Origin of the sequence: Ruegeria sediminis, assembly GCF_005938215.1 — a bacterium.
Taxonomy (GTDB): domain Bacteria; phylum Pseudomonadota; class Alphaproteobacteria; order Rhodobacterales; family Rhodobacteraceae; genus Ruegeria; species Ruegeria sediminis.
Map to the genome: position 1 here is coordinate 45,940 of NZ_VCPD01000011.1, position 22,069 is coordinate 68,008.

The 22,069-nt window shown below is 64.1% G+C and carries 32 protein-coding genes; 4 read left to right on the top strand and 28 right to left on the bottom strand.

Annotation, left to right across the window (positions count from 1 at the left end; genetic code table 11):
• Positions 1-46: 46 nt before the first annotated feature.
• From FGK63_RS19945 to FGK63_RS19970, 6 genes are all read right to left on the bottom strand, one after another.
• Positions 47-754 carry an ATP12 family chaperone protein gene (locus FGK63_RS19945; protein ID WP_138845598.1) on the bottom strand — a complete coding sequence of 236 codons (708 nt, stop codon included), beginning with the start codon at positions 752-754 and terminating at the stop codon, positions 47-49.
• Between the two features lie 4 nt (positions 755-758).
• Positions 759-1,430: an HAD-IA family hydrolase gene (locus FGK63_RS19950; protein ID WP_138845600.1), complete on the bottom strand. Its 672-nt coding sequence runs from the start codon at positions 1,428-1,430 to the stop codon at positions 759-761.
• Entirely contained in the window at positions 1,427-2,470 is a 1,044-nt protein-coding gene (locus FGK63_RS19955) for an RluA family pseudouridine synthase (protein WP_138845602.1), read from the bottom strand. The genes FGK63_RS19950 and FGK63_RS19955 overlap by 4 nt, the downstream gene beginning before the upstream one ends.
• Positions 2,467-2,847: a fluoride efflux transporter CrcB gene (gene crcB, locus FGK63_RS19960; RefSeq protein ID WP_138845603.1), complete on the bottom strand. Its 381-nt coding sequence runs from the start codon at positions 2,845-2,847 to the stop codon at positions 2,467-2,469. Before crcB ends, FGK63_RS19955 begins: the two co-directional genes overlap by 4 nt.
• An 83-nt stretch (positions 2,848-2,930) precedes the next feature.
• Complete coding sequence (locus FGK63_RS19965; protein ID WP_138845605.1) at positions 2,931-4,241, bottom strand: replication-associated recombination protein A; 1,311 nt, start codon at positions 4,239-4,241, stop codon at positions 2,931-2,933.
• Between the two features lie 3 nt (positions 4,242-4,244).
• Complete coding sequence (locus FGK63_RS19970) at positions 4,245-5,627, bottom strand: trypsin-like peptidase domain-containing protein (RefSeq protein WP_138845608.1); 1,383 nt, start codon at positions 5,625-5,627, stop codon at positions 4,245-4,247.
• A gap of 175 nt (positions 5,628-5,802) precedes the next feature.
• On the opposite strand from FGK63_RS19970, the gene FGK63_RS19975 reads away from it, so the two are divergent.
• Entirely contained in the window at positions 5,803-6,258 is a 456-nt protein-coding gene (locus FGK63_RS19975; protein ID WP_138845610.1) for a host attachment family protein, read from the top strand.
• Between the two features lie 92 nt (positions 6,259-6,350).
• Here FGK63_RS19975 and rplQ read toward each other — a convergent pair whose 3' ends face one another.
• The 7 genes from rplQ to rplO all read right to left on the bottom strand — a co-directional run bounded on the left by rplQ (position 6,351) and on the right by rplO (position 11,647).
• Positions 6,351-6,776: a 50S ribosomal protein L17 gene (gene rplQ / locus FGK63_RS19980; protein ID WP_138845612.1), complete on the bottom strand. Its 426-nt coding sequence runs from the start codon at positions 6,774-6,776 to the stop codon at positions 6,351-6,353.
• A 175-nt stretch (positions 6,777-6,951) separates the two neighbouring features.
• Positions 6,952-7,968: a DNA-directed RNA polymerase subunit alpha gene (locus tag FGK63_RS19985; protein ID WP_138845614.1), complete on the bottom strand. Its 1,017-nt coding sequence runs from the start codon at positions 7,966-7,968 to the stop codon at positions 6,952-6,954.
• A gap of 119 nt (positions 7,969-8,087) precedes the next feature.
• Positions 8,088-8,477 (bottom strand): 30S ribosomal protein S11, encoded by a 390-nt coding sequence (gene rpsK / locus FGK63_RS19990; RefSeq protein ID WP_138845616.1) that lies wholly within the window; start codon positions 8,475-8,477, stop codon positions 8,088-8,090.
• A 14-nt stretch (positions 8,478-8,491) separates the two neighbouring features.
• A complete protein-coding gene (gene rpsM, locus FGK63_RS19995; RefSeq protein WP_138845618.1) occupies positions 8,492-8,860 on the bottom strand; it encodes a 30S ribosomal protein S13 in 369 nt (122 codons plus the stop codon).
• A gap of 201 nt (positions 8,861-9,061) precedes the next feature.
• Positions 9,062-9,703: an adenylate kinase gene (locus FGK63_RS20000; protein ID WP_138845620.1), complete on the bottom strand. Its 642-nt coding sequence runs from the start codon at positions 9,701-9,703 to the stop codon at positions 9,062-9,064.
• Complete coding sequence (gene secY / locus FGK63_RS20005) at positions 9,700-11,064, bottom strand: preprotein translocase subunit SecY (RefSeq protein WP_138845622.1); 1,365 nt, start codon at positions 11,062-11,064, stop codon at positions 9,700-9,702. Before secY ends, FGK63_RS20000 begins: the two co-directional genes overlap by 4 nt.
• A 109-nt stretch (positions 11,065-11,173) precedes the next feature.
• Entirely contained in the window at positions 11,174-11,647 is a 474-nt protein-coding gene (gene rplO, locus FGK63_RS20010; protein WP_138845624.1) for a 50S ribosomal protein L15, read from the bottom strand.
• 197 nt (positions 11,648-11,844) lie between these two features.
• On the opposite strand from rplO, the gene FGK63_RS20015 reads away from it, so the two are divergent.
• Together FGK63_RS20015 and FGK63_RS20020 are read left to right on the top strand one after the other, a co-directional pair.
• Positions 11,845-13,014, top strand: a complete 1,170-nt coding sequence (locus tag FGK63_RS20015) for an adenylate/guanylate cyclase domain-containing protein (protein WP_171052721.1) — start codon at positions 11,845-11,847, stop codon at positions 13,012-13,014.
• 266 nt (positions 13,015-13,280) lie between these two features.
• The gene (locus FGK63_RS20020; RefSeq protein WP_425471885.1) at positions 13,281-14,492 is read left to right on the top strand and encodes a DEAD/DEAH box helicase; all 1,212 of its coding nucleotides are present in this window, start codon (positions 13,281-13,283) and stop codon (positions 14,490-14,492) included.
• 67 nt (positions 14,493-14,559) lie between these two features.
• Here FGK63_RS20020 and FGK63_RS20025 read toward each other — a convergent pair whose 3' ends face one another.
• The 14 genes from FGK63_RS20025 to FGK63_RS20090 form a co-directional block, all read right to left on the bottom strand.
• Positions 14,560-14,775, bottom strand: coding sequence for a DUF1127 domain-containing protein (locus FGK63_RS20025; protein ID WP_138845628.1), 216 nt, complete (start codon positions 14,773-14,775; stop codon positions 14,560-14,562).
• A 222-nt stretch (positions 14,776-14,997) separates the two neighbouring features.
• Entirely contained in the window at positions 14,998-15,186 is a 189-nt protein-coding gene (gene rpmD / locus FGK63_RS20030; protein WP_138845630.1) for a 50S ribosomal protein L30, read from the bottom strand.
• A 12-nt stretch (positions 15,187-15,198) separates the two neighbouring features.
• Positions 15,199-15,780 (bottom strand): 30S ribosomal protein S5, encoded by a 582-nt coding sequence (rpsE, locus tag FGK63_RS20035; protein WP_138845632.1) that lies wholly within the window; start codon positions 15,778-15,780, stop codon positions 15,199-15,201.
• Positions 15,781-15,948: 168 nt separating this feature from the next.
• Positions 15,949-16,308, bottom strand: coding sequence for a 50S ribosomal protein L18 (rplR, locus tag FGK63_RS20040; protein WP_138845634.1), 360 nt, complete (start codon positions 16,306-16,308; stop codon positions 15,949-15,951).
• Between the two features lie 11 nt (positions 16,309-16,319).
• The gene (gene rplF, locus FGK63_RS20045) at positions 16,320-16,853 is read right to left on the bottom strand and encodes a 50S ribosomal protein L6 (RefSeq protein WP_138845636.1); all 534 of its coding nucleotides are present in this window, start codon (positions 16,851-16,853) and stop codon (positions 16,320-16,322) included.
• A gap of 12 nt (positions 16,854-16,865) precedes the next feature.
• Complete coding sequence (gene rpsH, locus FGK63_RS20050) at positions 16,866-17,258, bottom strand: 30S ribosomal protein S8 (protein WP_138845639.1); 393 nt, start codon at positions 17,256-17,258, stop codon at positions 16,866-16,868.
• Positions 17,259-17,270: 12 nt separating this feature from the next.
• On the bottom strand, positions 17,271-17,576 hold the full coding sequence (rpsN, locus tag FGK63_RS20055; protein WP_138845641.1) for a 30S ribosomal protein S14: 306 nt from the start codon (positions 17,574-17,576) through the stop codon (positions 17,271-17,273).
• An 18-nt stretch (positions 17,577-17,594) separates the two neighbouring features.
• The gene (rplE, locus tag FGK63_RS20060; protein WP_138845643.1) at positions 17,595-18,155 is read right to left on the bottom strand and encodes a 50S ribosomal protein L5; all 561 of its coding nucleotides are present in this window, start codon (positions 18,153-18,155) and stop codon (positions 17,595-17,597) included.
• Positions 18,148-18,459, bottom strand: a complete 312-nt coding sequence (rplX, locus tag FGK63_RS20065; RefSeq protein WP_138845644.1) for a 50S ribosomal protein L24 — start codon at positions 18,457-18,459, stop codon at positions 18,148-18,150. The genes rplE and rplX overlap by 8 nt, the downstream gene beginning before the upstream one ends.
• A gap of 2 nt (positions 18,460-18,461) precedes the next feature.
• Positions 18,462-18,830 (bottom strand): 50S ribosomal protein L14, encoded by a 369-nt coding sequence (gene rplN / locus FGK63_RS20070; protein WP_138845646.1) that lies wholly within the window; start codon positions 18,828-18,830, stop codon positions 18,462-18,464.
• Between the two features lie 76 nt (positions 18,831-18,906).
• A complete protein-coding gene (gene rpsQ, locus FGK63_RS20075) occupies positions 18,907-19,137 on the bottom strand; it encodes a 30S ribosomal protein S17 (protein ID WP_068340771.1) in 231 nt (76 codons plus the stop codon).
• A 12-nt stretch (positions 19,138-19,149) separates the two neighbouring features.
• Positions 19,150-19,350, bottom strand: coding sequence for a 50S ribosomal protein L29 (gene rpmC / locus FGK63_RS20080; protein ID WP_138845648.1), 201 nt, complete (start codon positions 19,348-19,350; stop codon positions 19,150-19,152).
• A gap of 204 nt (positions 19,351-19,554) precedes the next feature.
• Complete coding sequence (locus tag FGK63_RS20085) at positions 19,555-20,058, bottom strand: hypothetical protein (RefSeq protein WP_138845650.1); 504 nt, start codon at positions 20,056-20,058, stop codon at positions 19,555-19,557.
• A 151-nt stretch (positions 20,059-20,209) separates the two neighbouring features.
• Complete coding sequence (locus tag FGK63_RS20090) at positions 20,210-20,830, bottom strand: 2OG-Fe(II) oxygenase family protein (protein WP_138845651.1); 621 nt, start codon at positions 20,828-20,830, stop codon at positions 20,210-20,212.
• Between the two features lie 122 nt (positions 20,831-20,952).
• On the opposite strand from FGK63_RS20090, the gene FGK63_RS20095 reads away from it, so the two are divergent.
• Positions 20,953-21,588, top strand: a complete 636-nt coding sequence (locus FGK63_RS20095; protein WP_138845653.1) for a hypothetical protein — start codon at positions 20,953-20,955, stop codon at positions 21,586-21,588.
• A 65-nt stretch (positions 21,589-21,653) separates the two neighbouring features.
• Here FGK63_RS20095 and rplP read toward each other — a convergent pair whose 3' ends face one another.
• Positions 21,654-22,067 (bottom strand): 50S ribosomal protein L16, encoded by a 414-nt coding sequence (gene rplP, locus FGK63_RS20100; RefSeq protein ID WP_138845655.1) that lies wholly within the window; start codon positions 22,065-22,067, stop codon positions 21,654-21,656.
• Between the last annotated feature and the right edge of the window lie 2 nt (positions 22,068-22,069).

Sequence of the window (22,069 nt, forward strand, 5' to 3'; positions counted from 1 at the left end):
GCACGGCGCTTACCCTTGGTCACCCATCAATTGCGCCAATCGCATTTCATTGTGACATGTCGAAGAAACGTTTGGCGTGCAAAAAGGCCCGGCGCTTTATTTCCGCGTGTGCGCTCGCCTCTTCGTCCTCGCCCCACTGCTCTTCCTGCCAGAGTTCATCGAGACGCGACATGCGCCAGATCTCGTCCGCATCGCGCCAGTCCTGCGCCGCGGCGAAGCCGAGCACCAGCGAGCCCGACAGGCTGACCAGATCGTGAAAGGCGGCAAGTTGAAATTCGCTCATCTCGTGAACGCGGCGGCGCAATTCGGCCAGGGCTGCCGGGGACTGCGGTTGATGCACGACGCCCGCCACAGGGAAAAGCCTTGCACCCAAGGCTTCGGCCGCCCAATCAAGCGCCGGGTCCCATTGTTCGGTCTGCCGTTCGATCAGGGAAGCCGGGCGTTCGGCGCGGTAGCAGACAAGATCCGAATCGCCGTAGGCGGCCAGCATTTCCGCCACTTCGGAATGCTGGTGCCGGACCTTGTCGATCGCCGCGTTGGCAGACCGGGTGAAAGGCATGGTGCCCGGATCGACCACCTTTTCCTGCGCGCCCCACTCCACCGAGATCGCCTCGGCCAAGGCGCGGGTGGGCAGGGTCAGCGCCGCCTTGGCCGGTGTCTTGACGCGGCGCCCGTCAAGTTCGACCGTGAAGCCCTCGTCGGTCTCGACGACGGCGCTCATCTTCCAGAAGCGTTTCGGTTTCCAGTCGCTCATTCTTTCAGTTCCAGAGTTTCTCCAGCGCCGGGGGCAACTGGTCGAACGCATCGATGATCGAGGCCGCATCCGCCAGGGCCGTCGTGCTGTGGTATCCCCAACTGACACCGATCCCCGTCACGCCAGCGGCCTTGGCCATTTCCATGTCGAAACTGGTGTCGCCGATCATGACGGTGGATGCCGGCTCGGCCCCGGTCTCGGCCCGGGCCGTGTCGATCATCGACGGGTGCGGTTTCGACGGATGGTGATCGGCAACCTGCCGGGTGACGAAATACCCCTCCAGCCCGTGCGCCTCCAGCAGGGCGTCGAGCCCCCGCTGCGACTTGCCGGTCGCCACGCCCAGAAGGTTCCCGGGCTCGGAATGCAAGGCCCGCAGCACGTCAAGCGCGCCCGGGTAAAGCGGCGAACTGGCAGCCCCCTGGGCCACGCGCTGCGCGTGATAGGCTTCCTTGTAGGCCTCGACCAGCCTGCCCTGCACCGATGCGCCTTGCTCCGACGCCAGCCGCGCCATCGCGTGAGGCAGCGACAGGCCGACGACCGACAGTACCCGTGCGCGTTCAGGAACAGGCAGGGACAGGCCATCAAAAGCGGCTGACATGGCGGATACGATGCTGCCCTGGCTGTCGACCAGGGTGCCGTCCACGTCGAACAGGATCAGCCGCTGGGACGCGCTCATTGCAGTTCCTCGAACGGATCGTCGGCGGCCAGATCCTCGGTCCAGCCGAACGTGTCCCAGCTGTCCTTCATGTGTTCCGGCAGCGGAGCGGTGACCGTCACCACTTTGCGCGTCACGGGATGTTCAAAGGACAACCGCCTTGCGTGCAGGTGCAGCTTCTTGCTGATGATCCCGCCCAGTTGCGCCCCCCAGCCGTCACCGAGGTTTTCCTGCCCCGACCCGCCATACTTGCCGTCGCCGATGATCGGATGGCCGATCCCCGCCATATGCGCCCGCAGCTGGTGGGTGCGCCCGGTAACAGGCTCCATCGCCACCCACGCGGCACGCCCTGCGACCCGGTAAAGCGTCGCGTAAAGCGTATGCGCCCGTTTTGCTCCCGGCGTGCTGTCGACCTCGTTCAGGTGAATGGCGATCATCTTTTCGCCCTCGCCCTGCTTGCCGTGGCCCGGCGCCTTGACGAGCCCGGTCTTGATCTCGCCCAGGTAGGGCGTCGGCACGCCGGCGACCAGCGCCCAATAGATCTTGCGGGTGTTGCGGTGGCGGAAGGCGGCGGTCAAGCCCTTGGCCGCCTCGCGCGTCCGCGCCAGCAGCAGCACGCCGGAAGTGTCCTTGTCGAGGCGATGCACCAGGCGCGGGTTCTCGTCCTGTCCGAACCGCAGCGCCTCGGACAGGCCGTCCACATGCCGGGTCTGGCCGCTGCCGCCTTGCACCGGCAGGCCGGCAGGCTTGTTCAGCGCCAGCACGTGATCGTCGCGATAGATCACGCAGGACTGGATCATCTTCGCGTCCGCATCCGAAACGCGCGGCTTGTCCGGCAAAGGCTTGTGTTCGGCATCCGGCAGGGGCGGCACGCGCACGACCTGCCCGGCCTCGAGCCGGGTCGAGGCCTTGACGCGCCCGCCATCGACCCGCAATTCGCCCTTGCGGCACATCTTTTCGATCCTGCCCTGCGCCACGTGCGGAAACATCCGGCGCAGCCAGCGATCAAGGCGCTGGTCTCCGTCCTCGGCCCCGACCGTTATCATCTGAACGCCGCTCATGCCCAAATCCCCCGCGCCACGAACAGGCCCGCAGCCAATGCCGCCAGCGACAAGCCAACGGACAATCCAACATAAAGCGCCGCATATCCCACGGCGCCGCGTTCATAAAGCGTCACCGCTTCTAGCGAGAAGGCGGAAAAAGTGGTGAACCCGCCCATCAGCCCTGTCACGACAAGCGGGCTCAGGTGGTGCAACTCGCGATGCGCCGCGGCCACGACGAAAATGCCCATCAGGAATGACCCGACGACATTGACGAGGATGATCGCCACCGGAAAATCCTGCGGGCCAAGGACGCGGAAAACGCCCATGCCCGTCAGATACCGGAGCGTCGCCCCGACCGCGCCGCCAAGCGCCACTTGCAGAACCGAAGAAAACATGGCGCTCCTGTCGCGCGGGCGGGCGGGGATGTCAAGTTGTGCGCAGATTTTCGGACCACAAACCGGGGATTGACCGCGCGGGCTCAGGTGTTTCTCTGGGCGCGCAGCTTAGCGAAATACTCCAGCCGTTTCTTCAACTCGCGCTCGAACCCCCGTTCGACGGGCTGGTAGAGCACCGGGCGCTTCACGCCGTCCGGGAAGTAGTTCTGCCCGGAAAACCCGTCCTCGGCGTCGTGGTCATAGGCATAGCCCGCGCCGTATCCTTGGTCCTTCATCAGCGAGGTCGGCGCGTTCAGGATGTGCTTGGGCGGCGGCTCGCTGCCCGTCTGCTTGGCCAGTTTCATCGCAGCCTTGTATCCGACATAGGCCCCGTTCGATTTCGGCGCCAGCGCCAGATAGACCAGCGCCTGCGCCAGCGCCAGTTCGCCCTCGGGCGAGCCGAGACGTTCGTAGGTTTCCCAGGCGTGCAGGCAGATCGTCTGCGCCTGAGGATCCGCCAACCCGATATCCTCGACCGCCATCCGGGTGATCCGGCGGGCCAGGTAGCGCGGATCCTCGCCCCCCGTCAGCATCCGCGCGAACCAGTAGAGCGCCGCGTCCGGATCTGAGCCGCGCACGGATTTGTGCAGCGCCGAGATCAGGTTGTAGTGCTCGTCGCCGGACTTGTCGTACTTCGCCGCCCGCCGCATCAACCGGTTGGACAGCGCCTCGGTGCCGAGCGGGTCCTCGACCTTCCAGGCCGCCACCTGTTCGACGAGGTTCAGAAGCGCCCGCCCGTCCCCGTCAGCCATCTCCTGCAACGCGTCGCGGGCCGCCGGCATCAGGGGCAGCGCGCGGCCCAACTCCTTTTCGGCGCGCTGGGTCAGCCGCTCCAGATCGGCAAGGCCCAGCCGTTCGAGCACCAGCACTTGCGCCCGGCTGAGGAGTGCGGCGTTCAGTTCAAAGGACGGGTTCTCGGTCGTGGCGCCCACCAGAAGGATGGTGCCGTCCTCCATGTGCGGCAGGAACCCGTCCTGCTGCGCCTTGTTGAAGCGATGGATTTCGTCCACGAACAGCAGCGTGCCCTGCCCGTTCCGGCGACGGATTTTTGCGGCCTCGAACACTTTCTTGAGTTCGGGAACGCCGGTGAAGATCGCGCTGATCTGCACGAAATGCAGATCCGTTTCCTGCGCCAGCAGCCGGGCGATGGTGGTCTTGCCGACGCCGGGCGGCCCCCAGAAGATCAGGCTCGACAGGCTGCCCGACGACAGCATCACGCCCAAGGGCGCATCCGGGCCGAGGACCTGTTCCTGCCCGATCACCTCGCCGAGGGTCTTGGGGCGCAGCCGGTCGGCCAGGGGCCGGGGCGGTTCGGCCGATGGCGTCGTCGCGCCGGTGTCGAACAGGTCCGCCATGGCTCAGATCCGGAACCGCAGCGAAACCCACTGCCCGCGGCGCTGCAGGTCCATCCGGATCCAGCGGCCCGGATTGGTCAACGCCGCGCGCACCTCGGCGGGGCTTTCCACGGCCTTGCCGTTCACTGCACCCAATACGTCACCGGGCTGCAACCCGGCGCGTGCGCCGAAAGGCCCGGCATCCAGAACCACGACGCCCGCAAGCGACAGCGGCAGGCCCATGCGCGAGATCACCGCCGGATTGGCCCGCGCCACGGTCAGCCCCGGCAGAACCGTTCGGTCGTCCAGCACGGTCTCTTCCGCCGGGGGAACGTCCGGCGCTTCGATCATCGCCACTTCAAGCTGCTCGCGCGCGCCGTTTCGCAACCGCGTCATGGTCGTGACGCCGCCGATCCCGGCGACGGACATGCGGAACTTCATCTCGGAGGGCGAGTTTACCTCCTCGCCGTCCACATGGGTGATCACGTCACCCACGCGGAACCCGGCCTTGGCGATCGGGCTTTCCGGATGCAGGTCGGAAATCACCACGCCTTCGGGCAGCGCCAGGCCAAGCGACTCGGCAATGTCGGCGTTCATCGGCTGTCCTGCGATGCCGGCCCACGGGCGCACGAAACTCTCGTTCCCGGCGCGCGCCTGCCGCAGGAACTCGGCCACAAGGTTGGCCGGGATCGCGAAGCCGATCCCGTTCGAGCCGCCCGAGCGGCTGAGGATGGAGGTGTTGATGCCGATCAGATCGCCGTTCACGTCGATCAGCGCGCCGCCGGAGTTGCCCGGGTTGATCGGCGCATCGGTCTGAATGAAATAGCCGCGCGCATTGCCCGTGGCCGTACCCGAACGCGCCAGCCCCGAGATGATACCCGACGACACGGTCTGGCCGACCCCGAAGGGGTTGCCGATGGCCAGCGCCAGTTCTCCGACCTCGACGTGATCGGAATCGCGCAGGTTCAGATGCGGCAGCCCGTCGGCCCCTTCGAGCCGCAGGATGGCGATGTCGCTTTCTTCGTCGCCCAGCACGACCTCGGCCGTGAATTCGCGGCGGTCCGTCGTGACCACCTGGATCTCCGTGGCCATGCCGACCACGTGGTAGTTCGAAACCACGTAGCCGTCCTCGGACAGGATCACGCCCGAACCCAGCGAGTTCTGCACCCGTGGCCGGGGCGTTCCGAAATCGCCGCCGAAGAAATCCCGGAAGAACGGATCCGAGAACAACGGGTTGGACCGGCCCGGCCGGATGATCCTGGCGTAGATGTTGACCACGGCCGGCGCCGCCTGTTTCACCACCGGTGCGAAGCCCAACGAGATCTCGGCCTGCGATTGAGGCACGCGGGTTTCAGCAAGGGCGGGGGCGGCTGCAAGGCCCAGAGTGATCAGCAGGATGCGGAACATGTCTCTTCCTTCGGATTGGCCCCTCATATGCGGGCTGAAAGGGGCGATTGCAAGCGGGGCCGCGCCGCGCCGAAGCCTCGCGGCTTGCCCCCAGTCCTCATGCTGTGGATGATGGTGGGCAGGGTTCGTGAAAACCCGGACCCGAAGAACGATTTGCGGCAAAGGGGGAATGGACATGGTGAAACTGACGAAGGGCGCGTGGATCGTCGTTGCCGACGCCAACAAGGCCCTGCTGCTGCGCAACCTGGTGGAATACCCCGCCCCGAGCTTTGAAGTCATCGCGGAACATGTGCCGACCGTGGGCGCCGAGGACCTGAAACCGTCCGGCCAGTCGGGCCGGCGCGCGGACGGGGGACCGAACCAGAAAACGGCGGTGACCGAACCGCACTGGCAGGAGGATGCGCGCGACCGCTTTGCGGCGGAACTGGCCGGTCTGCTCTATTCCCGCGCTCACAAGGGCGCTTTCGATGATCTGGTTCTCGTGGCCTCGCCAAAGGTGCTGGGCGCGCTGCGCGGCCTGCTGCACCAGGAAGTGACGAACAGGGTCGTTGCCGAAATCCCCAAGGACCTGACCAACCATCCGGTCGCGAAGCTGGAAAAGCTGATCAAGGCCGAGATGGACGCGATGTAGGCCGCACGCGGTCGGAACGCCACCGTCTGCAAAGAAAAACCCCCGCTCGGCAAGGAGCGGGGGTCGATCCGAAACCCTGAAGGGCGCCGGAATTATTCTTCGTCGGCAGCCGCTTCTTCGGCAGCGACGCGGGCCTTGTCGGCGGCGCCCTTGGCGTCGATGTCGCGGTCGACGAATTCGATGATCGCCATCGGCGCCATGTCGCCATAGCGGAAACCGGCCTTCAGGATACGGACATAGCCGCCCTGACGGTCCGCGTAACGGGGGCCCAGAACCTCGAACAGCTTGGCGACGTCCTTGTCCTCTTTCAACTGGGCTGCGGCCTGGCGGCGGGCGTGCAGGTCGCCGCGCTTGCCGAGGGTGATCAGCTTTTCGATGATCGGGCGCAGTTCCTTGGCCTTGGGCAGGGTGGTCTTGATCTGTTCGTGCTCGATGAGCGAGCCGGCCATGTTGGAGAACAGGGCCTTGCGGTGCTCATGGGTACGGTTCAGGCGGCGATAGCCACGTGCATGACGCATTTTTCAGTTCCTTCTTTCGCGTTTTGCTTTGTCCGGCCTCCGATGCGTGTCAGAGGCTCTCCTTGGGGCGGGATTGCCCATATCTTCCGACTTGTACGCCCCGCGCGGGGCGGGATGTCCGTTTTGTACACGCCTTCCCAGAGGCGGTCGGGCGGGGTTTCACCCCGCCGCAACCTCAGAACGCGTCTTCGAATTTCTTCGCCAGATCCTCGATGTTGTCCGGCGGCCAGTCCTCGACATCCATGCCGAGGTGCAGGCCCATGCCCGACAGCACTTCCTTGATCTCGTTCAGCGACTTGCGGCCGAAGTTCGGGGTGCGGAGCATCTCGGCTTCGGTCTTCTGGATCAGGTCGCCGATGTAGACGATGTTGTCGTTCTTCAGGCAGTTCGCCGAACGCACCGACAGTTCCAGCTCGTCCACCTTCTTGAGCAGCAGCGGGTTGAACTCCAGCCCGTCGTCCTCGTCCTGGCGGCCGGCGGCTTCGGGCTCGTCGAAGTTGACGAAGATCGACAGCTGGTCCTGCAGGATGCGCGCGGCGAAGGCCAGCGCGTCCTCGGGGGTGATCGAGCCGTCGGTTTCGATCTTGAGCGTCAGCTTGTCATAGTCCAGAACCTGGCCTTCGCGGGTCGGCTGCACGTCATAGGCGACCTTCTTGACCGGCGAATAGATCGCGTCGATCGGGATCAGGCCGATGGGCGCGTCCTCGGGCTTGTTCTTTTCGGCCGAGACATAGCCCTTGCCGGTGTTGACGGTCAGTTCCATGAACAGGTCGGCGCCGTCGTCCAGGTGGCAGATGACGTGATCGCGGTTCAGGACCTCGATGCCGTTGCTTTCGCTGATGTCGCCGGCGGTGACGACCGCGGGACCCTTGGCGTTGATCGACAGGCGCTTGGGCCCTTCGACTTCCATGCGCAGGGCGACCTGCTTGAGGTTCAGGATGATGTCGGTGACGTCTTCGCGGACACCGGCGACCGAGGAGAACTCGTGCAGCACGTTGTCGATCTGGACGCTGGTGATGGCCGCGCCTTGCAGCGAGCTCATCAGAACGCGGCGCAGCGCGTTGCCGAGCGTCAGGCCAAAGCCGCGCTCCAGCGGTTCGGCGACCAGCGTCGCCTGGCGTGCGGGATCGTTGCCCGGCTTGCCGTCAAGCTGGGTCGGTTTGATCAATTCTGCCCAATTCTTGTGGATCATGTAATCCCTCCATTCCTGTCCGCGCCCCATGACCGGAGAAGGTGCAGACGCCCGAGGTTTCAAAACGGCGAACCGGGACCGCGCGCAAAGACACGGTCCCAGCCTGATTTTTCGGTCGCTTAGACGCGGCGGCGCTTCGGCGGGCGGCAGCCGTTGTGGGCGATCGGGGTCACGTCGCGGATCGACGTGATGTTGAAGCCCACTGCGGCCAGGGCGCGCAGCGCCGATTCACGACCCGAACCGGGGCCCTGAACTTCGACTTCCAGCGTCTTGACGCCATGTTCCTGCGCCTTGCGGCCGGCATCTTCGGCGGCCATCTGGGCGGCGTAGGGGGTCGATTTCCGCGATCCCTTGAAGCCCATCGTGCCGGCGGACGACCACGAAATGGCGTTGCCCTGCACATCCGAGATCAGGATCTTGGTGTTGTTGAAGGTCGAGTTCACATGGGCGACGCCCGATGCGATGTTCTTGCGCTCTTTGCGCTTGGTGCGTGTCTTTTCGCGTGCCATCGGTCAGACCCTCCTTACTTCTTCTTGCCCGCGATCGGCTTTGCGGGGCCTTTGCGGGTGCGAGCGTTGGTGTGGGTGCGCTGACCGCGAACCGGCAGGTTGCGGCGGTGACGCAGACCGCGGTAGCAGCCCAGGTCCATCAGGCGCTTGATGTTCATCTGCACTTCGCGGCGCAGGTCGCCTTCGACGGTGTAGTTGGCGTCGATATGCTCGCGGATGGCCAGAACTTCGGCGTCGCTGAGTTCGTTGACCCGGCGGCTCTGCTCGATGCCGACGGCGTCGCAGATCGCCTTGGCCGAGGTGTTGCCGATACCGGTGATGTAGGTGAGGGCGATGGGTACCCGCTTGGCAGTCGGGATGTTTACGCCGGCAATACGTGCCACGTGTCACTTTCCTTTCGTTGCGGTTCCGTAACTCCAGAACCTTTTTTCACAACGCTTGACCGTGGCAGTGTGGCCAGAGGGTCCAGCATTTGTACGAGGTAGTCCTGGCACACGGGACGAATCCCGCATGCGCGGTTGATTCCCATTGGGGATGTGGGTCGATATGGGCTTTTGGACCTGCCGTCAAGCCCCCACCCTGAATCAGCCCAGAATGGCCTCGATCGAGGCAGTGACTTCCTTGATGTCGGCCAGGCCGTTGACCGGGCGCAGGTCGCCCTTGGCGTAGTAATAGCCGATCAGCGGCGAGGTCTTCTTGTAGTATTCCATCAGGCGCGTGCGCAGGCTTTCCTCGTTGTCGTCGGCGCGCCGCACCATCTCGGTGCCGCCGCACTGGTCGCAGACGCCCGGGGTTTTCGTCGGCTTGGTCTCGTCGTGATAGACCTCGCCGCAATTGCCGCAGGTGAAGCGGCCGGTAATGCGCCTGACCAGCGCCTCGTCATCGACGCGCATCTCGATCACCGTGTGCAGCGACTGGCCCAGCTTGGCCAGCAGCGCCGCCAGCGCGTCGGCCTGGGCCAGCGTGCGGGGAAAGCCGTCGAAGATGAAGCCGGCGCCGGCCTCGGAGGTCAGCCTTTCCTCGATCAGGCCGATGACGATCTCGTCGGTGACGAGATTGCCGGCGTCCATGATCTCGGCGACCTTCTTGCCCATCTCGGTGCCCGAGGTCTTGGCCTCGCGCAGCATGTCGCCGGTGCTCAGCTGGATCATGCCGCGCGTCTCGACCAGGTGCCGCGCCTGTGTGCCCTTGCCCGCGCCCGGGGGTCCAAGAAGAATGATGTTCATCGGCGCGCCGGTCCCTTCCTGCCGCGTTTCTTGCCCTTGCCGCGCAGCTGGGACTTTTCGATCAGCCCCTCGTATTGATGCGCGAGCAGGTGGCTCTGGACCTGCTGGATGGTGTCCATGGTCACCGACACGATGATCAGGACCGAGGTGCCGCCGAAATAGAACGGGATGGCGAACTGGCCGCGCAGGATCTCGGGCAGCAGGCAGACGGCGGCCAGATAGGCCGAGCCCAGCACCAGCACGCGGTTGACCACGTATTCCAGGTACTCGGAGGTCTTCTTGCCCGGGCGGATGCCGGGGACGAAGCCGTTCTGCTTTTTCAGGTTGTCGGCCACGTCATCGGGTTTGAACGACACGTTGAACGTGTAGAAATAGGCGAAGAACACGATCATCGAGGCGAAGAACAGCAGGTAGAGCGGCTGGCCGGGGCCGAAATTGGCCAGGAGCCAGGACATCACCGGGCCGCTGGCCGCCCCCGAGGAGAAGGTCGAGATGGTGACCGGCAGCAGCAGCAGCGAGCTGGCGAAGATCGCCGGGATCACGCCCGCCGGGTTGACCTTGACCGGCAGGTGGCTGGAGCCGCCGTCATAGACCTTCATCCCGACCTGGCGGCGCGGGTACTGGATGTGGATCTTGCGCAGGGCGCGCTCCATGAACACAACGAAGGTGATGACCGCGATCACCATGACGATGACGCCGACGATAACGGCGGGGCTGATCGCGCCCGAACGGCCGGAGGCGAAGAACTGCGCCAGCGCGGCGGGAACCTCGGCGATGATGCCGACGAAGATGATCAGCGAGATGCCGTTGCCGATGCCGCGCGCGGTGATCTGTTCGCCCAGCCACATCAGGAACATGGTGCCGCCGACCAGCGTGATCATGGTCGAGAAGCGGAAATAGAGACCCGGATCGGTGGCCAGATCGCCCGATTCCAGCGACACGGCAAGACCGTAGGCCTGCACGGTGGCCAGCGCCACGGTGCCGAAGCGGGTGTACTGGTTGATCTTCTTGCGGCCCTGTTCGCCCTCTTTCTTGAGCTGTTCGAGCGCGGGAACCATCGAGGTCAGCAGCTGCACGATGATCGAGGCCGAGATGTAGGGCATGATGCCGAGGGCGAAGATGCCCATGCGCCCCAACGCGCCGCCGGTGAACATCGAAACCATGCCGCCGATGCCCTGCCCCGCCTGCTCCATGAACTCGCGCAGCGCCTGACCGTCGATACCCGGCACCGGAATGAAGGTGCCGAGGCGGTAGACGATCAACAGACCCAGCGTGAACAGGATGCGGTTGCGCAGATCGGTGGCTTTGCCAAGGGCGGACCAGCTTGTGTTGGCCGCCATTTGTTCTGCTGCTGATACCATAAATCGGTCTCTCTTATGAAAACGCCGCCCGAAACCGTTTTCCGGCTCGGGCGGCGTCTTGGAAAACTCTGAGGTCTATGTAAGCGGGACTTGGCCCGCTCACAAGCGCTTACTCTGCCGCAGCGGCTTTTGTGACCTTCAGTGAACCGCCCGCTTTCTCGACTGCCTCGACGGCAGCTTTCGAGGCGCCGGTCACTTCCAGGTTCACCTTGGCCGAGATTTCGCCCTTGGCGAGGATGCGCACGCCGTCCAGCTTGCGGCGCACCAGGCCGCTGGCGACCAGCGCGTCCTCGGTGATCGCGGATTTGGCGTCCAGCTTGCCGGCGTCGACGAACTTCTGGATCAGGCCCAGGTTGATGACGGCGAATTCCTTGCGGTTCGGCTTGTTGAAGCCGCGCTTGGGCAGACGCTGGTAGAGCGGCATCTGGCCGCCTTCGTAGCCGTTGATGGCCACGCCCGAGCGGGATTTCTGACCCTTGATACCACGGCCGCCCATCTTGCCCTTGCCCGAGCCGGGGCCCCGGCCAACGCGGGTTTTCTTGGGCGCGGCGCCCGGATTGTCACGCAGTTCGTGAAGTTTCATGTCGCTTCTCCTAAGCCGGATGTGACCCCCGAAGCGTGATGGGCCAAACACGGCGTTTCTTGGTTTTTGATTCTTGTGGCGCTGTCGTCCACCGGGGGCGTATAGACCCAGTCCAAGGATGGTTCAAGGGGTATGCCGCCCGGAGGCGAACGGCAATTGCCCAGGACACCGGCCGATTCCGTGCTAGATTCCCCCACATGGGCTGGAAACTGGACAAGGTCATCGACTGGGTGCTTTCGGAAGGCCGGATGCTGCCCGACCTCGATCACGTCGTCGGCGGGCTGGGAAAGGCCATGCTGGAGGCCGAGGCGCCGATCTGGCGGATCCGCCTTGCCATCCGCACCGTGCATCCGCTGGTGACCGCGCTGAGCTCGGCCTGGGAACGGGACAGCGGCAAGATCGACAGCGTCGCCGCCAGCCACGGGCTGGACCAGCGCCAGGAATTCATCGGCAGCCCGCTGGCGCGGATCGCGGAAACCGGCAGACCGCTGCGGAAATCGCTGACCGATCTCACCGACGCGGATCACGTCGCCTATCACGAACTGCGCGAACGCGGCGCCACCGACTATTTCGGCCTGCCTCTCAGGTTCGTCGGCGAAGGCGGCGGCGTGCTGGTCTTCGTGTCCGACCGCACGGAGGGGTTCTCCGACCAAGACATCGCCGGGTTCGGAAAGATCGGCGCCGCCATCACCCCGATCGTCGAGGTGCACCGGCTGCGGAACCTGTCGCTGGCGGTGGCCGAAGCCTATCTCGGCCCGCGCACCGGGCGGCGGGTGGTCGGCGGGCAGATCACCCGGGGCGATATCGACCGGATCGAGGCGGCAATCCTGATCAGCGACATCCGCGACTGGACCGGGCTGAACGCGCGGCTGCCGGTCGAAGAGACCGTCGCGCTGGCGAACCGGTATTTCGAGGTCATCGACGCGGCCGTGACCGGGCATGGGGGCGAGATCCTCAAGTTCATCGGCGACGGCGTGCTGGCCATCTTTCCGGCCGAACCCGACATGCGCTCGGCCTGCCGCCGCGCGCTGAGCGCCGCCCGGGCCGCGCTGGCGGCGGTGCCGCAATCCGAGCTTCGATACGGGGTCGGGCTGCATTGCGGCAGCGTGCTATACGGGAACATCGGCTCGGAGGCGCGGCTGGACTTCACCGTGCTCGGCCAGGCCGTGAACATCGCGGCGCGGATCGAGGCGCTGTGCGGCACGACCGGCCAGCCGGCGATCTATTCGCAGGACTTCGCGGAGATGCTGGAGACCGAGCACCTGCGTCTGGGGGCGTTTCCGCTGAAGGGACTGGACGCCCCGGCGCAGCTGTTCGCACCGGTTGCCGCCGAACCGGCCAAACCCCCGACCGAACAAATCTATTGACATCGGGCCGGACAGGCCGCATACGCCCCCGGTGCCATGTCTGCGGCGTGAGCAGACCGCGCGTCGGTTCCCTGGTGAACCCGGACTGCGCTGCACCTCAATCTCGACAAGACTGATACCCAGATCACGCGGGGGTCGGCGTGACGGAGCGCAGGGCCAGAACCGGCGTTGCAGCCCGTCCCGGAAACCAAGCGCGGCGCCGTTCGGGCCGTGCAACGACATCCGTGCGGCTGGCAAGGCCGTCACAAGAACAAGGAAGACGGTCTTTGGACTTCAACATGCTGGGGCTGACGCCCCGTTTCATCGCCAATCTCGAAACGCTCGGAATTTCCGAGCCCACACCGATCCAGAAGCAGGCCATCCCCCACGCCATGAACGGGCGTGACGTCATGGGGCTGGCACAGACCGGCACCGGCAAGACGCTGGCCTTTGGCCTGCCCATCCTGATGGCGCTGATCCGGCAGGAGGGCAGACCCGCCCCCAAATCGGCGCGCGGCCTGGTGCTGGCGCCGACCCGCGAACTGGCCAAGCAGATCTCGGACAACCTGCGCGCCTATTGCGACGGCACCTCGATCCGGGTCGACCTGGTGGTCGGCGGGGTGTCGATGGGGCCGCAGATCAACCGCCTGAACCGCGGCACCGACCTGCTGGTGGCGACGCCGGGCCGGCTGATCGACCTGCTGGAGCGCAAGGCGGTGCGGCTGGACCGGACCGGGTTCCTGGTCCTCGACGAGGCCGACCAGATGCTGGACCTGGGCTTCATCCATGCGCTGCGCAAGATCGCGCCGCTGCTGCCCAAGGATCGGCAGACCATGCTGTTCTCGGCCACCATGCCCAAGCAGATGGCCGAGATCGCCGCGACCTATCTGAACAACCCGGTCCGGGTCGAGACCACGCCTCCGGGCAAGCCGGCGGACAAAATCACCCAGGGCGTGCATTTCGTGGCGCAGGCCGAGAAATCGGCGCTGCTGATCGAAATGCTGGACGGCCATCGCGACGAGCTGGCGCTGGTCTTTGCCCGCACCAAGCACGGGGCCGAGCGGCTGATGAAGGCGCTGGACCGGGCGGGCTTTGCCGCCGGGGCGATCCACGGGAACAAGTCGCAGGGCCAGAGGGACCGGGCGCTGCAGATGTTCCGGGACGGCAAGCTGCGGGTGCTGGTGGCCACCGATGTCGCGGCGCGCGGCATCGACATTCCCGACGTGCGCCACGTCTACAACTACGATCTGCCGAACGTGCCCGACAACTATGTGCACCGGATCGGGCGCACCGCGCGGGCGGGCCGCGACGGCCGCGCCGTGGCGCTGTGCTCTCCGGCGGAAATGTCGGAGCTGCGCGCGATCCAGAAGACCATGGCGCGCGACATCCCGGTGCTGGGCGGCCGTCCCTGGACGGTGGAAGAGCCCAAGGCGCCCAGGAAACAGCAGACCCGGCGGCGCCGCCCGAACCGCGGGCGGCCCCGCGCCAAGGCCGCATGAACGCAGAAAGCGCCCCGAAATCGGGGCGCTTTTTTTCGGCCGGTTCGTTCAGCGGACGCTTGCCGCGTCAGTCGCAGTAGACATGGGCGCGGGCGAGGTCCGCGATGTCGCAGCGCCGGACGCCGATGTCGTTGAGTTCGCGATCGGTGAGACCCTGCAGTTCGGCATAGGTGCGGTTGTATTCGGCCGCGCGTGCGCGCGCCTGTTTCACGTCCTCGACGAAGGCGCGGATGCGGGCGCCGAGGTTGAAACCGGTGTGCGGGATGTTCGATACATGTGCCATTTGTTTTCCTTTCTCGGACCGGGGCGCATTCCCCGGAAATCGTTCTGGTTTTCCTGTCCTGGAACGGCGGAGATAAGGACCGCGGCGGCGGCCGGCAACGGGCGTTTCGGTCTGGCCGCCATGCGTTTTCGTCATGGCGCGTTTCGTGGGCGCAACCGGCGCACAAAAAAAACGCCCCCGGTTTCCCGAGGGCGTTCGTCAGTTCGGATCGTTGAACCGCGCTCAGCCGCGTTCTTCGATGATCTTCACCAGATGCGGGATCTTGTTGACCATGCCGCGGACCGAGGGGGTGTCCTCGAGCTCGCGGGTCTTGTGCATCTTGTTCAGGCCCAGGCCGATCAGGGTTGCGCGCTGCTCGGCGGGGCGGCGGATCGGCGAGCCGATCTGCTTGACGACGATGGTTTTTGCCATGGTGACGTCTCCTTACGCTTCTTCGGCGACTTGCGCCGATGCGGCCGGTGCGTCGTCCCGCTTGGGCAGGATGTCGGCGACCTTCTTGCCGCGGCGTGCCGCGACCGAACGCGGGCTCTGCTCTTTCTGCAGGCCGTTGATGGTGGCGCGGATCATGTTGTAGGGGTTCGAGCTGCCCAGCGACTTGGACACGACGTCCTTGACGCCCAGCATTTCGAACACGGCGCGCATCGGACCACCGGCGATGATACCGGTACCTTCCGGCGCGGTGCGCATGACGACCTTGCCGGCGCCGTGGCGGCCGGTCATGTCGTGGTGCAGGGTGCGGCCTTCGCGAAGCTGCACGCGGATCATCTGGCGCTTGGCCTGCTCGGTGGCCTTGCGGATGGCCTCGGGCACTTCTTTCGCCTTGCCCTTGCCAAAGCCGACGCGGCCCTTCTGGTCGCCGACGACCACCAGAGCGGCGAAGCCGAAGCGCTTGCCACCTTTGACGGTTTTCGACACACGGTTGATCGCGACGAGACGATCTGCGAATTCCGGTGTCGCTTCCTCGCGGTCGCGGCCACGGCCCCGACGCTGTTCACGTTCTGCCATTCGGCATTCCTTTCTCTGTGGCGCCCGGCGCCGTTTGTACAATCGCAGTGAGCCGCATGGCTCCCCGATCATCGAGGCGGGCGGACCCGCCTTCCTGTTGCGTCGCAAGGCGGGGTGAACCCCGCCCTACAGAGTTGCGGCAAGGCGGGGATTCACCCCGCCGCGCCGTCAGATCTTGAGGCCACCTTCACGCGCGGCGTCGGCCAGGGCCTTCACCTTGCCGTGGAACAGGAAGCCGCCACGATCGAAATAGGCCTCTTCGACGCCGGCCTTCTTGGCGCGCTCGGCGATCGCCGCGCCCACCTTGGTGGCCGCTTCGACGTTGTTCTTGCCGACGACGCCCAGATCCTTTTCGAGCGTCGAGGCCGAGGCCAGGGTCACGCCGCGAACGTCGTCGATCAGCTGGACGCTGATGTTCTTGTTCGACCGGTGCACCGACAGGCGCGGACGGCCTGCGTTGACCTTGCGAAGTTTGTTCCGAACGCGCAGGCGGCGCTTCAGAAACAGGGTGCGTTTGCTGCTTGCCATATCTAGCGTCCTTACTTCTTCTTGCCTTCCTTGCGGAAGATGAACTCGCCCTTGTAGCGGATGCCCTTGCCCTTGTAGGGCTCGGGACGGCGCCATTCGCGGATCTTGGCCGCGACTTCGCCGACGAGCTGTTGGTCGGTGCCTTCGACGACGATCTCGGTCTGCTTCGGCGCGGTGATGGTGACACCTTCCGGAGCGACGTAATCGACGTCATGGCTGTAGCCCAGGTTCAGCTTCAGGGTGTTGCCCTGCATCTGCGCCCGGTAGCCCACGCCCTGGATCTCGAGCTCTTTCTTGAAGCCCTCGGTCACGCCGGTCACAAGGTTGGCGACCATGGTGCGGCTCATGCCCCACTGCTGGCGCGCGCGCTTGGACGATCCGCGCGGATCGATCTTGACCACGTTGTCCTCGACCGTGAGGGTCACGTCGTCGGTGGCGGTGAAGCTGCGGGTGCCCTTGGGGCCCTTCACTTCGATGGTCTGGCCGGACACAGTGGCGGAAACGCCGCTGGGCAGCTCGACCGGTTTCTTACCAATACGAGACATTTCCAGACCTCCTTAGAAGACGGTGCAGAGCACTTCGCCGCCAACGTTGTTGGAGCGCGCGTTCTGGTCCGACATCACACCTTTCGGAGTGCTGACAATCGACACGCCCAGACCCTGACGGACCTGCGGAATGTCCTTGACGGCCATGTAGACGCGACGGCCGGGCTTGGAAACCCGCTTGAGCTCGCGAATGACAGGTTCGCCTTCGTAGTATTTCAGGCTGATCTCGATGGCCGGGTGACCGTTTTCGCCGGTCACTTTTTCATAGCCACGGATGTAGCCTTCGTCCGCCAGCACGTCCAGAACCCAGGCGCGCAGCTTCGACGCGGGGGTGATGACGGTGCTCTTGCCGCGCATTTGCGCGTTGCGGATGCGGGTGAGCATATCGCCGATAGGATCGTTCATCTCAATCTCTCCTTACCAGCTCGATTTCACCATGCCGGGGATCTGGCCGGCAGATCCCAGGTCGCGCAGCATGATCCGGCTGACCTTGAGCTTACGGTAGTAAGCGTGCGGACGGCCGGTGAGCTGGCAGCGGTTGTGAAGGCGGGTCGCCGAGCTGTTGCGCGGCAGTTTCGCCAGTTTCAGACGCGCCTTGAAACGCTCTTCCATCGGGCGGCTTTCGTCATTCGCGATCTCTTTCAGCTCGGCGCGCTTCGCGGCGTATTTTGCCACCAGGCGCTCGCGCTTCTTCTCGCGCTCGATCATTGCTTTTTTAGCCATGTCTATTCCTCCCGGCGCTTACGCGTTGAACGGCATGTTGAATTGCTTCAACAGTGCCTTTCCTTCAGCGTCGGTTTTCGCTGTGGTGGCAATTACGATGTCCATGCCCCAGACCTCGTCGACCTTGTCGAAGTCGATCTCGGGGAACACGATGTGCTCTTTCAGGCCCATGGCGAAGTTGCCGCGGCCGTCGAACGAGGGTTTCACACCGCGGAAGTCACGCACGCGCGGCAGCGCGATGGTGATCAGACGGTCCAGGAATTCGTACATCCGGTCGCCGCGCAGGGTCACCTTGGCGCCCAGCGGCATTTCTTCGCGGACGCGGAAGCCTGCGATCGACTTCTTCGCCTTGGTCGAAACGGCCTTTTGACCAGCGATGGCGGTCAGATCCTCGACAGCCGACTTGGCTTTCTTGGAATCCTTCACCGCCTCGGAACCGCAGCCGATGTTCAGAACGATCTTCTCCAGCTTGGGGATCTGCATCTCGTTCTTGTAGCCGAACTCTTCCTTCAGCGCGGCGCGGATGGTGTTGGCGTACTGAGCCTTCAGACGCGGGGTATAGTTTGCAGCATCAAGCATCGATCACGTCCCCCGTGGTCTTGGCGTAACGTACCTTCTTGTCGCCTTCCATGCGGAAGCCGACGCGGGTTGCCTTGCCGTTCTTGTCCAGCAGCGCCAGGTTGCTGAGGTCGATCGGCAGCGCCTTGGGCAGGCGGCCGCCCTGCGAGGTCTGCGACTGGCGGGTGTGGCGGATGGCGATGTTCACGCCGTCGACGACGGCCTTGCCGGCCTGCGGGTCGACGGAGGTGATGGTGCCTTCCTTGCCCTTGTCCTTGCCGGCCAGCACGACGACCTTGTCGCCTTTGCGGAGTTTAGCAGCCATGGTTACAGCACCTCCGGAGCCAGCGAGATGATCTTCATGAAGTTCTTCGCGCGCAGTTCGCGCACGACGGGTCCGAAGATACGGGTGCCGATCGGCTCGCCGGCGTTGTTGAGGATGACGGCGGCGTTGCGATCGAAGCGGATCGCGGTGCCGTCTTCGCGGCGGACTTCCTTGGCGGTGCGCACGACGACGGCCTTGCGGACGTCACCTTTCTTCACGCGGCCGCGCGGGATGGCTTCCTTCACCGAGACGACAATGATGTCGCCGACGGAGGCGTATTTACGCTTGGAACCACCCAGGACCTTGATGCACTGAACTCGGCGGGCGCCGGAGTTGTCAGCGACATCCAGATTGGTCTGCATCTGGATCATGTGGTTTCTCCCGACCTGTGGGGGCTGGTCTTGTTAGATCCCCCAGGGTTTCGACAATAGGAAAGGTTCCGCAGGCTTACGCCTCCAGAACTTCCCAGCGTTTCGTCTTCGATTTCGGCGCGCATTCGATGATGCGTACGGTGTCGCCGACCTTGAAGGCGTTCTTTTCATCGTGAGCCCGGTATTTCTTGGACTTGCGGATGGTCTTCTTCAGAACCGGGTGCGTGAAGCGGCGTTCCACCGACACGGTTACGGTCTGTTCGTTGGCGTCGCTGGTCACGGTGCCTTGCAGAATACGTTTGGGCATCTCTCAGGCTCCTCAGTTCGCAGCTTCAGCGGCTTTTTCGTTCAGCACGGTCTTCACGCGGGCAACCTCGCGGCGCACGCTCTTGATCCGGGCGGAGTTTTCCAGTTGGCCGGTCGCCTGCTGGAAGCGCAGGTTGAACGCCTCCTTCTTCAGGTTGACCAGATCTTCCCGGAGCTGGTCCGGGGTCTTGTTGCGCAGTTCCTGGGCGTTCATCGCCTTTTTCCTTTGCTCAAAACACCAGAAGGCCCCCGTTCAGGGTCACCTTGGACCTGGTGGATGAATGACAGACATGCGAATCCCCCGACTCGGCCGGGGGAACGCAGGATGCCGCTCTATAAGGGAGACGGAATTGGGTGGCAAGGAGAAGTTTGGAAATCTTGCGGACCGGAGGTTTCAATCATCCGCTGCTTGCCCACGTCACCGCTTCAGACCCTGCGTATCGGCGATTCTCGTCAGCACGTCCAGCATTTGCTTGGCCTCTTCCGGCGAAAGCCTGCCATGAACCTTCAGGAGGGCCCCGATGTTTCGTCCGCTGTACCGCCCCACCAATTCTCCGTCTGCGATGATCAGATGAGCGCGGGTCAAACTCAGCGCGGTCCCGTGACAAATCCGGCACTTTTCCTGGAACATGCGGCCCGAGTCCCGCACCGCACGGAAATGGTCCAGCAGGGTTGCCGCCTCATCCGGCGACGCGCCACCGTGCCCCGAGGACAAATACGCGTCGACGGTCCGGCCCGACCGGTTGCCCGCAAGAACGCCATCCGAAACTTTCAATTCGCCCCAGACGAAATCGCCGGCGTGGGGCGCGTGACATCTCGCGCAGGTTTCCTCGTAGACACCATGCGGGTCCGGAACCTGCCCCGCGACGGTTGTAGCCGAACCGAGCATAGCGGCAAGTAACAGCAAGACCCAGACCTGCATGGCACATACCTTGTCAAATCCGACGTCCGTCGCCCTGCCCTTCAAGGCCCGGCCGCGGGCGCGCGGGTTGACCGGGATCTTATCACGATCCGGCGTCTTCCCAATTGACGCCGATCAATCGGCTGCGCCTCGGATTCGGACCTGGAGGTGGTCAATCCCACCGGTAATTGAAACTGACGCTGATCCGTTCCTCTTCGGCCATGTTCATCGGCACCTCGTGGCGCAGCCAGCTTTCCCAGAGCAGCACGTCGCCCACGGCGGGTTTCATGTAGATGAAGGGCTGCATCTCGCGCCGCGCCTCTTTCCGGCGCACCGGGGCGGCCATCATGCGGGCCGAGCGCGGATCTTCCAGTTTCAGCGCGCTGGCGCCCTCGGGCATCGCCACGTAGGTGGTGCCCGAGATCACCGAATGCGGGTGGATGTGGCTGGCATGCATCCCGCCTTCGGGCAGGATGTTGATCCAGAGGTCTTCGAGCTTCAGCGCTTTGCCGTCCAGATCAAACTCCAGATCCTCGGCGAAGGCCGCCACGTGCCGGTCGAGCGCCTTGACCAGATCGGCGAAGATCGGGAACCGCCAGGGCAGATCGGTGAGCGAGGCGTAGCTGGTGTAGCCGGGATAGCCGTTCTTTTCGCACCACGCCTGCCCGGCCTCGTCATCCTCGGCGATGACCAGGCTGGAATTCTCAAGCTCATCCGGGTCGATCTTCGGATCGAACTCGGACAGGGCGGCGCGGTAGAGGCGGGTGACGAAGAGCGATTCAATCTGTGGCATGGCCGGACATAACCCAGCTCCCTCGACATTGCGAGGGGCTTCGCCTTGTTCAACTGATCATTCAGAATTGACCCATCACCAAAACAGGCCGATTATCTCAGGAAGATTTGGAGAAATCGATTATGTCCAATGAGATAGAAGCCAAGATAGCGGAATTGAACTATCAAACAGCGCTTGCAAACAAAGACACAGCCTCCAAAGGCCAAACTGACGGAGTGGTGAAGTATGTTATCGGAGGTGCGATTACAGCAGGAATTGCTGCTTGGGCGAGCTATCAGGCATCGACCTATTCATACAATTCAACATTGCGCGAAATTGAACTGAAGTATGCTAAGGAAAACCGCGAAATTGATCTGGAACTTGCCAAACTTAGCCTGACAATTCTTGCTGGCGAGTATCAGGAAGACGTCGAGAACTCTTTACCCGCAAGAATGTTCGCCCTGAACGCGTTGGAACGCGGCACTGGCGTCAAGATACCTGAAGACGACAAAACGACTTGGGCAAAAACTGGACTAACTCCAGGCGACATAACCGGATTTAGAGACGTTACGTTTGGGAATGTAGACAGTATAGTCGACCAGTCACTGAAAGAGCTGATGCAGGACGTTCTTTCAAAGAACTCGCGTGGCTGCGTTGTCATGAACGGCGAAGAGCACTGCGGCAAACTATACACCGACTCAATAGTTGGGGGTACGGCTTGCCTTACGTCGGATCAAAACTCAAAACTTGTTTGCGGAGAACTTCAACGGCCTAAATAGGAAAATCCCCGCCGGTTTCCCGACGGGGGTCCAATGTTGTCTCGACCGGGGGTTTCCCCTGTCGCTTACCAGTCTTCGCGGACCACGACGCGGGTCTTGATCGGCAGCTTCATCGCGGCCAGGCGCAGGGCCTCGCGGGCGACGTCGTCACCGACACCGTCGATCTCGAACATCACGCGGCCGGGCTTCACCTTGGCTGCCCAGTAGTCCACGGAGCCCTTGCCCTTACCCATACGGACTTCGGTCGGCTTCGAGGTCACCGGAGTGTCCGGGAAGATCCGGATCCAGACGCGGCCCTGACGCTTCATGTGGCGCGTCATGGCGCGGCGCGCAGCTTCGATCTGGCGCGCGGTGACGCGCTCGGGCTGAAGCGCCTTGAGGCCGTAGGTGCCGAAGTTCAGGTCGGAACCGCCTTTTGCCTCGCCGTGGATACGGCCCTTGAACATCTTGCGGAATTTAGTGCGCTTTGGTTGCAGCATCT

What these genes read in the sequence shown, in the direction of transcription:
- FGK63_RS19945 (WP_138845598.1), bottom strand. Translation starts at nt 754, where the DNA reads ATGAGCGACTGGAAACCGAAACGCTTCTGGAAGATGAGCGCCGTCGTC.
- FGK63_RS19950 (WP_138845600.1), bottom strand. Translation starts at nt 1,430, where the DNA reads ATGAGCGCGTCCCAGCGGCTGATCCTGTTCGACGTGGACGGCACCCTG.
- FGK63_RS19955 (WP_138845602.1), bottom strand. Translation starts at nt 2,470, where the DNA reads ATGAGCGGCGTTCAGATGATAACGGTCGGGGCCGAGGACGGAGACCAG.
- crcB (WP_138845603.1), bottom strand. Translation starts at nt 2,847, where the DNA reads ATGTTTTCTTCGGTTCTGCAAGTGGCGCTTGGCGGCGCGGTCGGGGCG.
- FGK63_RS19965 (WP_138845605.1), bottom strand. Translation starts at nt 4,241, where the DNA reads ATGGCGGACCTGTTCGACACCGGCGCGACGACGCCATCGGCCGAACCG.
- FGK63_RS19970 (WP_138845608.1), bottom strand. Translation starts at nt 5,627, where the DNA reads ATGTTCCGCATCCTGCTGATCACTCTGGGCCTTGCAGCCGCCCCCGCC.
- FGK63_RS19975 (WP_138845610.1), top strand. Translation starts at nt 5,803, where the DNA reads ATGGTGAAACTGACGAAGGGCGCGTGGATCGTCGTTGCCGACGCCAAC.
- rplQ (WP_138845612.1), bottom strand. Translation starts at nt 6,776, where the DNA reads ATGCGTCATGCACGTGGCTATCGCCGCCTGAACCGTACCCATGAGCAC.
- FGK63_RS19985 (WP_138845614.1), bottom strand. Translation starts at nt 7,968, where the DNA reads ATGATCCACAAGAATTGGGCAGAATTGATCAAACCGACCCAGCTTGAC.
- rpsK (WP_138845616.1), bottom strand. Translation starts at nt 8,477, where the DNA reads ATGGCACGCGAAAAGACACGCACCAAGCGCAAAGAGCGCAAGAACATC.
- FGK63_RS20000 (WP_138845620.1), bottom strand. Translation starts at nt 9,703, where the DNA reads ATGAACATCATTCTTCTTGGACCCCCGGGCGCGGGCAAGGGCACACAG.
- secY (WP_138845622.1), bottom strand. Translation starts at nt 11,064, where the DNA reads ATGGTATCAGCAGCAGAACAAATGGCGGCCAACACAAGCTGGTCCGCC.
- rplO (WP_138845624.1), bottom strand. Translation starts at nt 11,647, where the DNA reads ATGAAACTTCACGAACTGCGTGACAATCCGGGCGCCGCGCCCAAGAAA.
- FGK63_RS20015 (WP_171052721.1), top strand. Translation starts at nt 11,845, where the DNA reads ATGGGCTGGAAACTGGACAAGGTCATCGACTGGGTGCTTTCGGAAGGC.
- FGK63_RS20025 (WP_138845628.1), bottom strand. Translation starts at nt 14,775, where the DNA reads ATGGCACATGTATCGAACATCCCGCACACCGGTTTCAACCTCGGCGCC.
- rpmD (WP_138845630.1), bottom strand. Translation starts at nt 15,186, where the DNA reads ATGGCAAAAACCATCGTCGTCAAGCAGATCGGCTCGCCGATCCGCCGC.
- rpsE (WP_138845632.1), bottom strand. Translation starts at nt 15,780, where the DNA reads ATGGCAGAACGTGAACAGCGTCGGGGCCGTGGCCGCGACCGCGAGGAA.
- rplR (WP_138845634.1), bottom strand. Translation starts at nt 16,308, where the DNA reads ATGGCAAGCAGCAAACGCACCCTGTTTCTGAAGCGCCGCCTGCGCGTT.
- rplF (WP_138845636.1), bottom strand. Translation starts at nt 16,853, where the DNA reads ATGTCTCGTATTGGTAAGAAACCGGTCGAGCTGCCCAGCGGCGTTTCC.
- rpsH (WP_138845639.1), bottom strand. Translation starts at nt 17,258, where the DNA reads ATGAACGATCCTATCGGCGATATGCTCACCCGCATCCGCAACGCGCAA.
- rpsN (WP_138845641.1), bottom strand. Translation starts at nt 17,576, where the DNA reads ATGGCTAAAAAAGCAATGATCGAGCGCGAGAAGAAGCGCGAGCGCCTG.
- rplE (WP_138845643.1), bottom strand. Translation starts at nt 18,155, where the DNA reads ATGCTTGATGCTGCAAACTATACCCCGCGTCTGAAGGCTCAGTACGCC.
- rplX (WP_138845644.1), bottom strand. Translation starts at nt 18,459, where the DNA reads ATGGCTGCTAAACTCCGCAAAGGCGACAAGGTCGTCGTGCTGGCCGGC.
- rplN (WP_138845646.1), bottom strand. Translation starts at nt 18,830, where the DNA reads ATGATCCAGATGCAGACCAATCTGGATGTCGCTGACAACTCCGGCGCC.
- rpsQ (WP_068340771.1), bottom strand. Translation starts at nt 19,137, where the DNA reads ATGCCCAAACGTATTCTGCAAGGCACCGTGACCAGCGACGCCAACGAA.
- rpmC (WP_138845648.1), bottom strand. Translation starts at nt 19,350, where the DNA reads ATGAACGCCCAGGAACTGCGCAACAAGACCCCGGACCAGCTCCGGGAA.
- FGK63_RS20085 (WP_138845650.1), bottom strand. Translation starts at nt 20,058, where the DNA reads ATGCAGGTCTGGGTCTTGCTGTTACTTGCCGCTATGCTCGGTTCGGCT.
- FGK63_RS20090 (WP_138845651.1), bottom strand. Translation starts at nt 20,830, where the DNA reads ATGCCACAGATTGAATCGCTCTTCGTCACCCGCCTCTACCGCGCCGCC.
- FGK63_RS20095 (WP_138845653.1), top strand. Translation starts at nt 20,953, where the DNA reads ATGTCCAATGAGATAGAAGCCAAGATAGCGGAATTGAACTATCAAACA.
- rplP (WP_138845655.1), bottom strand. Translation starts at nt 22,067, where the DNA reads ATGCTGCAACCAAAGCGCACTAAATTCCGCAAGATGTTCAAGGGCCGT.